6 protein-coding genes and 1 rRNA gene are annotated in these 7,068 nt (G+C 74.9%); 5 read left to right on the forward strand and 2 right to left on the reverse strand.

What is annotated here, in order from left to right:
* Positions 1-204: 204 nt before the first annotated feature.
* From AC060L_RS11255 to AC060L_RS11275, 5 genes are read left to right on the forward strand one after another with little or no spacing between them, the layout of a single operon-like run.
* Entirely contained in the window at positions 205-1,623 is a 1,419-nt protein-coding gene (locus tag AC060L_RS11255) for a DUF7847 domain-containing protein (RefSeq protein WP_483798487.1), read from the forward strand.
* A gap of 5 nt (positions 1,624-1,628) precedes the next feature.
* The gene (locus tag AC060L_RS11260) at positions 1,629-2,381 is read left to right on the forward strand and encodes a DUF4129 domain-containing protein (protein ID WP_483798488.1); all 753 of its coding nucleotides are present in this window, start codon (positions 1,629-1,631) and stop codon (positions 2,379-2,381) included.
* Complete coding sequence (locus AC060L_RS11265) at positions 2,378-3,655, forward strand: DUF4350 domain-containing protein (protein ID WP_483798489.1); 1,278 nt, start codon at positions 2,378-2,380, stop codon at positions 3,653-3,655. The genes AC060L_RS11260 and AC060L_RS11265 overlap by 4 nt, the downstream gene beginning before the upstream one ends.
* Positions 3,652-4,641 (forward strand): AAA family ATPase, encoded by a 990-nt coding sequence (locus tag AC060L_RS11270; protein WP_483798490.1) that lies wholly within the window; start codon positions 3,652-3,654, stop codon positions 4,639-4,641. The genes AC060L_RS11265 and AC060L_RS11270 overlap by 4 nt, the downstream gene beginning before the upstream one ends.
* Before the next feature lie 54 nt (positions 4,642-4,695).
* A complete protein-coding gene (locus AC060L_RS11275) occupies positions 4,696-6,006 on the forward strand; it encodes a DUF58 domain-containing protein (RefSeq protein ID WP_483798491.1) in 1,311 nt (436 codons plus the stop codon).
* A gap of 44 nt (positions 6,007-6,050) precedes the next feature.
* On the opposite strand, the gene AC060L_RS11280 is transcribed toward AC060L_RS11275, so the two are convergent.
* Entirely contained in the window at positions 6,051-6,722 is a 672-nt protein-coding gene (locus AC060L_RS11280; RefSeq protein ID WP_483798492.1) for a transposase, read from the reverse strand.
* An 86-nt stretch (positions 6,723-6,808) separates the two neighbouring features.
* Positions 6,809-6,925: ribosomal RNA gene (rrf, locus tag AC060L_RS11285) — 5S ribosomal RNA — on the reverse strand.
* Positions 6,926-7,068: the final 143 nt, after the last annotated feature.

Consider the following 7,068-nt stretch of genomic DNA (forward strand, 5'->3'; position numbering starts at 1 on the left):
GCACACCCGTGCCATTTTCCCGGCAAACTCCATGCCAGTACTGGACATTTCCACCCAAACTCCCCACTGCCTCGGCCGTACCGACTCCGTTGTCGATCAGCAACCGGGCGCCCATGGGACGCCTGCGGCCACCATGGCACGATGGGCGGCACGCACGCCGCCACAGACCATCCTGGGGCACCCGCCCCGCGCCGAGGAGCAGTGATGACCGACACTCCGGGCTGGGTCTCCCCCAGCTCGTCCGGACCCGAGCCCGAGGACGTCCGGCCGCCGGCCGCCACGCCTGCCGGCCCGGACGGTACGTCGGCCGCCCCGGCTCCCGTGGCACCCGCTCCCGCCGCACCGGCGCCGGCCATGCCGGCTGCGACCGCACCGGCGTCCGCCGTGCCGTCCGCACCCGCTGCACCCGGCGCACCGACGGCGTCCGAGGACGCCCGGCCGGCCGCGCCCGCCGCTTACCCCGGCTCCTACGGCGCTCCCCAGGCTCCCCAGCCCCTCCCCGGGCAACCGGCCGCAGGCGGCGGCACCGGCCCCGGCGGACAGCCCGGCTGGGGCGCACAGCAGGGCTGGGGCGGCCAGCCTGGCTGGGGCCAGCAGGGTTGGGCTCAGCAGCCAGCCTGGGGGCAGCAGCAGCCCGGCGCCGGCTGGAGCGCGGGCTGGGGCCTCCCACCGCAGAGCCCCAAGCCCGGCGTGATCCCGCTGCGCCCGCTCGGCGTCGGCGAGATCCTGGACGGCTCGATCTCCACTGCCCGCAAGCACTGGCGCACCGCGCTCGGTCTCTCGCTGGTCGTCTCGGCCGTGACCGAGACGACCGTGACCGTCTTCAACTGGTGGGACCAGCAGGGCACCGCCAACCTCGACCTGCTGCCCGGGATCGGCGTCGGACTGCTGCTCAGTGCCATCGGCAGCCTGCTGATGACCGCGATGCTCACCATGGTGGTCAGCCACGCGATCCTCGGCCGGCCGGTCACCCCCGCCATCGCCTGGCGCGCCGCCCGCCCGCAGCTGTGGAAGCTGGCCGGGCTGACCGCCCTGCTCTTCCTGATGATCGTCGGCGTGATCCTGGTGAGCGCGATCCCGATCGCCGTCGTGATCGCGACCGGGCACAATCCCGGCGCGGCGCTGCTCGCTTCGCTGGTCCTGCTGGCCGGCATGCTGACCGCGCCCTGGCTGTACATCCGGTTCAGCCTGGCCGCGCCCGCGCTGATGCTGGAGAAGCAGGGCATCAAGGCCGCGTTCGGCCGCTCCAAGCGCCTGGTCAAGGGCTCCTGGTGGCGGATCTTCGGCATCACGCTGCTCGGCGGCGTGATCAGCATGGTGATCGGCGGGGTCATCCTGCTGCCGTTCCGTGCCCTTGCGGCCGGCGCCGGCTCCGGGCTGGGCGCGTTCGGCGCCACCCCCGACCACCCGCAGTCGCTCATGACCCTGGTGCTGCTCGGGATCGGCGGCGTGCTCGGCTCCACGATCACCATGCCGATCCAGGCCGGCATCAACGTGCTGCTCTACGTGGACCAGCGGATCCGCCGCGAGGCGCTCGACCTGGAACTGGCCCGCGCGGCCGGCCTGCCCGAGTACGGCGGCGCCGGCTGGGCCGGGCAGGGCACACCGCCAACCGGAGCCTGACCGGGATGCCGCCCTGGGGGGACGCGCCCGTTGTCGGGCACTGGACGCGCGCGGTGGTGGACGGCAGCCGCGCGCTCGCCGCTGGCACGCACTCACTGGCCGCCGGCGCGCACTCACTGGCCGACGGCCCGCCGGTCGCCGTGCCGCGCGATCCGGCCCGCAACGCCGCGCGCGACGAGCTGCTCAAGTCCGAGTACCACCGGCACGACCCGACCCTGCTCCAGCGGATCACCGGCTGGCTCTGGTCCCAGCTGGACCACCTGCTCGGGCAGCTCGGCTCGGCCGCGAGCGGCGGCACGACCGGCCTGGTGCTCTTCCTGGTGATCGCCGTGCTGATCGGCGCCGCGCTGTGGTGGCGGCTCGGCCGGCCGGGCCGCGCCGCGTCCACGGCCGGCGCGCTCTTCAGCGCCGGCGGCCCGCTCACCGCCGCGCAGTACCGCGCCGAGGCCCGTCGGCACGCCGCGGCCGGCGACTGGCCGGCCGCCGTCCGCGAACAGATGCGCGCACTGGTCCGCGCGCTGGAGGAGCGCACGCTGCTCGACCCGCGCCCGGGCCGGACGGCCGACGAGGCCGCCGCCGAGGCGGGCCGCTTCCTGCCCGAGCACGCCGACGCACTGCGCGCGGCCGCCCGCACCTTCGACGACATCGCCTACGGCGAGCGAACCGCCGACCAGGCCGCCTACCAGCGCCTCGCCGACCTCGACCAGGCCCTCGGCCGCACCAGGCCGACCGGACTCAGCACGGCAGGTGGCGCATGACCAGCACGACCGTGCCCGGGCCCACCGCGCCGCCGGCCGACACTGCGCCGCACCCCACCACCGCGCTGGCGCCGACCGCCCGCCGGCTCTGGCAGCGCTCCCGCTGGTACCTCGCGGCGGCGCTCTTCCTGCTGCTCGTCGGCCTGCTGATCGGCGGCCGCAGCAGCGGCACCAGCTACCCCTCGCTCGACCCGCGCTCGCCCGACCCCGACGGCACGCTGGCCGTCAGCCGGCTGCTCGACCGGCAGGGCATCACGGTCGGCACCACCGGCGACCCCGCGCAGCTGGCCGCCACCGACGGCCCGGACACCGTGCTGGTCCCGCTGCCCGACCTGCTCACCGACGACCAGCTGACCGCACTCGCCTCGGCCGGCCACCGCCGCCTGGTGCTGATCTCCCCCGACAGCAGGGCGCTGGGCCTGCTCGCGCCCGCCGTGCACACCGCCGAGCTGGGCGGTCTGCCGCTGAACCTCAGCTCCGCGAGCACCGCCCCCGAGTGCGACCTCCCGGAGGCCGCCCTGGCCGGCAGCGCCGAGCTCGGCGGCCTGCTCTACGTCGCAGGCGACGGCGCCACCGGCTGCTACCCGCGCGACGGCCACCCCGCCCTGCTGAGCACCACCGGCCCGGGCGGCAGCGAGGTGATCGTGCTCGGATCCGGCCGTTTCCTGACCAACCAGCGCCTCGCCAAGGACGGCAACGCCTCGCTCGCGCTCGGCCTGCTCGGCTCGCAGCCGCACCTGCTCTGGTACCTGCCCGACTACGGCGCCACGCCCGCCGGCGACGCGCCGCAGAAGTCGATCACCCAGTTGATCCCGGCCGGCTGGCACTGGGCCGCACTGCAACTGGCGATCGCCGCGCTGCTCACCGCGGCCTGGCGCGCCCGCCGGCTCGGCCCGGTGGTCGCCGAGCCGCTGCCGGTCGTGGTGCGCGCCGCCGAGACCACCGAGGGCCGGGCCCGGCTGTACCACCGCGCCAAGGCGCGCGGCCGGGCGGCCGAGGCCCTGCGCCGCGCCACCCGACACCGGCTCGCCCCCGCCCTCGGCGTCCCGCTCGGCGGTGGCGGCGAGCCGGACGGCACCGCGCTGCTCGCCGCGCTGGCCACCCGGCTGCCTGCCCGGCCCACCACTCCCGCCGGCTCCCCGGAGCCGACCCACCGCCGGGATCCCGGCACCCTGCACGCCCTGCTGTACGGCGCGCCCCCGACCGACGACGCCGCGCTGCTGCGGCTCGCCGACGACCTCGATGCCCTGGAAAGGCAGGTACGACAGCCGTGACCGAGCAGCCCACTCCCGTGTCCGCGGACGCCGCTCCGGCGGACCCCCGGCAGGCGCTCGGCGCGCTGCGCGCCGAGATCGGCAAGGCCGTGGTCGGCCAGGACCCGGCCGTCACCGGCCTGGTGGTGGCGCTGCTCTGCGGCGGCCACGTGCTGCTGGAGGGCGTGCCCGGCGTCGCGAAGACGCTGCTGGTCCGCACCCTCTCCACCGCGCTCAGCCTGGAGACCAAGCGGATCCAGTTCACCCCCGACCTGATGCCCGGCGACGTCACCGGCTCGCTGGTCTACGACGCCCGCACCGCCGAGTTCTCGTTCCAGCCGGGCCCGGTCTTCACCAACCTGCTGCTCGCCGACGAGATCAACCGCACCCCGCCGAAGACCCAGGCCTCGCTGCTGGAGGCCATGGAGGAGCACCAGGTCACGGTGGACGGCGAACCGCGGCCGCTGCCGGTGCCGTTCCTGGTCGCCGCAACCCAGAACCCGCTGGAGTACGAGGGCACCTACCCGCTGCCCGAGGCCCAGCTGGACCGCTTCCTGCTCAAGCTGATCCTGCCGCTGCCCGAGCGCGACCAGGAGTTCCAGGTGCTCAGCCGGCACGCCGCCGGCTTCGACCCGCGCGACCTGCGGGCCGCCGGTGTGCGCCCGGTGGCCGGTCCGGCCGACCTGGCGGCCGCACGCGAGCAGATCGCCAAGCTCACCGTCTCGCCCGAGGTGCTCGCGTACATCGTCGACCTCTGCCGGGCCACCCGGCAGTCGCCCTCGCTCGCGCTCGGCGTCTCGCCGCGCGGCGCCACCGCGCTGCTCAGCACCTCACGGGCCTGGGCCTGGCTGGCCGGCCGCGACTACGTCTCCCCCGACGACGTGAAGGCGCTCGCGCTGCCCACGCTGCGCCACCGGGTCAAGCTGCGGGCCGAGGCCGAGATGGAGGGGGTCACCGCCGACTCGGTGATCCAGGCCGTGCTGGCCCAGACCCCCGCCCCGCGCTGAGCGGTCGCCCCGGAGCGGCCCACCCGTCATCGATTCATCCGTTAGGAGTCCACCGTGGCCCTCACCGGCCGTACCGCTCTCCTCGCCGCCCTGGGCAGCCTGGTGGTCGGACTCCTGCTGCCGTCCTGGACCGGGATCGCGGCGGTCGGCGGCGTGCTGCTGCTGGCCGTCCTCGCCGATCTGCTGCTCGCCGCGCCGGTGCGCGGGCTGCGGCTGGTCCGGGAGGGGGACCAGTCGGTCCGGCTCGGCGAGCCGGCCACGGTCACTCTCACCGTCACCAACCCGTCGGGGCGGGTCCTTCGGGCCCGGCTGCGGGACGCCTGGGCGCCGTCCGCGTTCGCGCCCGGCACCGAGCAGGCCGCCTCCCGGCACACGCTGCTGATCCCGGCCGGCGAGCGCCGCCGGGCCGGCACCGCGTTGCGGCCCACCCGGCGCGGCGATCACCGGCCGGTCCGGGTGACGATCCGCTCGCTCGGCCCGCTCGGTCTGGCCGGCCGTCAGGGATCGCACCAAGTCCCCTGGACGCTACGGGCGTTGCCGCCCTTCACCAGCCGCAAGCACCTGCCCTCGCGGCTCGCCCGGCTGCGCGAACTGGACGGCCGCACCTCGCTGCTGACCCGTGGCCAGGGCACCGAGTTCGACAGCCTGCGCGAGTACCTGCCCGGCGACGACGTGCGTTCGATCGACTGGCGGGCCAGCGCCCGCCGGAACACCGTCGCCGTGCGGACCTGGCGGCCCGAGCGCGACCGGCACATCCTGATCGTGCTGGACTCCGGCCGCACCTCGGCCGGCCGGGTCGGCGACGCACCCCGGCTGGACGCCGCGCTGGACGCCGCACTGCTGCTCACCGCGCTCGCCACCAAGGCGGGCGACCGGGTCGATCTGCTCGCGCACGACCTGCGCCAGCGCGGCTCGGTGATCGGCCGCTCGGCCACCGAGGTCCTGCCGGCCTTCACCAACGCGATGGCCCTGCTGGAACCGGCCCTGGTCGAGACGGACATGCGTGCGCTGACCGCCGCCGCGCTGCGCCTCGCGCCGCGCCGCTCCCTGATCGTGTTGCTCACCGGCCTGGACGCCGGGCCCGCCGAGGACGGCCTGCTGCCGCTGCTCCCCCGGCTCACCCAGCGCCACGAGGTGCTGATCGCCTCGGTCGCCGATCCCCGGCTGGCGGAGCTCGCCGCCGGCCGCGGCACGCTGCCCGCCGTCTACGGCGCGGCCGCCGCCGAGCAGACCCGGGCCGACCGGCGTGCGGTCGCCGAGCGCCTCACCCGGCTCGGCGCCACCGTGCTGGACGCGCCGCCGGCCGCGCTGCCCCCCGCGCTGGCGGACGCGTACCTGGCGCTGAAGGCGGCGGGCCGGCTGTAGGGGCAGGCCCCCGCTCAGCAGACCCCACAGCGGCAGCGGACCGCTCAGTCGTGGGCGGGCTTGATCCAGACGTGCGCGGTGGCGGTCTCCTCAGCGGTCTCCTCGACCGTCTCCTCGACCTCGGCGACCGCTTCGTTCGCCTGCATCCAGGCAGCGATCCCCTGCGACAGCTCGACCGCGGAGGACTTGTCCCCGTGGAACGCCTCGCGCGCGGCCTGGTAGCCGAACCAGCGCTCGACGATCGCCAGCCAGGCCTCCTCGGTCGGCGCGAAGTGCATCGTCACCCGCGGGTGCGCGCGCAGCCAGTTCACCACCGTCGGCGACTTGTGGGTGAAGTAGTTGTCGCAGATCAGGTGCAGCTCGCCGCTCTCCGGCAGCTCGCGCTCCAGCTGCGTCAGGAACCGGCGGAACTCCACACCGCGCCGGCGCCGGTGCAGCGTTCCGAGCACCTTGTCCCGCGTGGTGTCGAGGCTCGTGAGCAGGGTCCGCACGGTCGCCGGCAGCGGATCCTGACTGCGCTCCCGCAGCTCGTCGCGCAGCTTGGGCCGGAGCATCGTGTCGGCATCCAGCCGCAGGACCAGTACCCGCTCGGGCGGTGCCAGGTACATCGCGGCCACCTCGTGCGAGGTCTCCAGGGCAAACGGGTCGGTGGCCAAGCCGAAGGGCTCGGGGCGCGGTTGGGGTTCGGGGCGGGCCTTAGGGCCGGGGCGTGCCATGCCTTGATGGTAATCGCCAGTCCACCGGCGCCAGAACGCGAAAAAGCCCCTGGCCATTGCTGGCCAGGGGCTTTCCCTGAATGATTGTTCGGCGGCGTCCTACTCTCCCACAGGGTCCCCCCTGCAGTACCATCGGCGCTGTAAGGCTTAGCTTCCGGGTTCGGAATGTAACCGGGCGTTTCCCTCACGCTATGACCACCGAAACACTATGAAACTGTCAACCGCACCACACCCGCCCCCATGAAAAGGGGCCTTGGTGTGGGGTCGTTGTTTCAGAACAACACAGTGGACGCGAGCAACTGAGGACAAGCCCTCGGCCTATTAGTACCGGTCAGCTCCACCCCTT

It is taken from the genome of Kitasatospora sp. NEAU-69 (assembly GCF_057158765.1).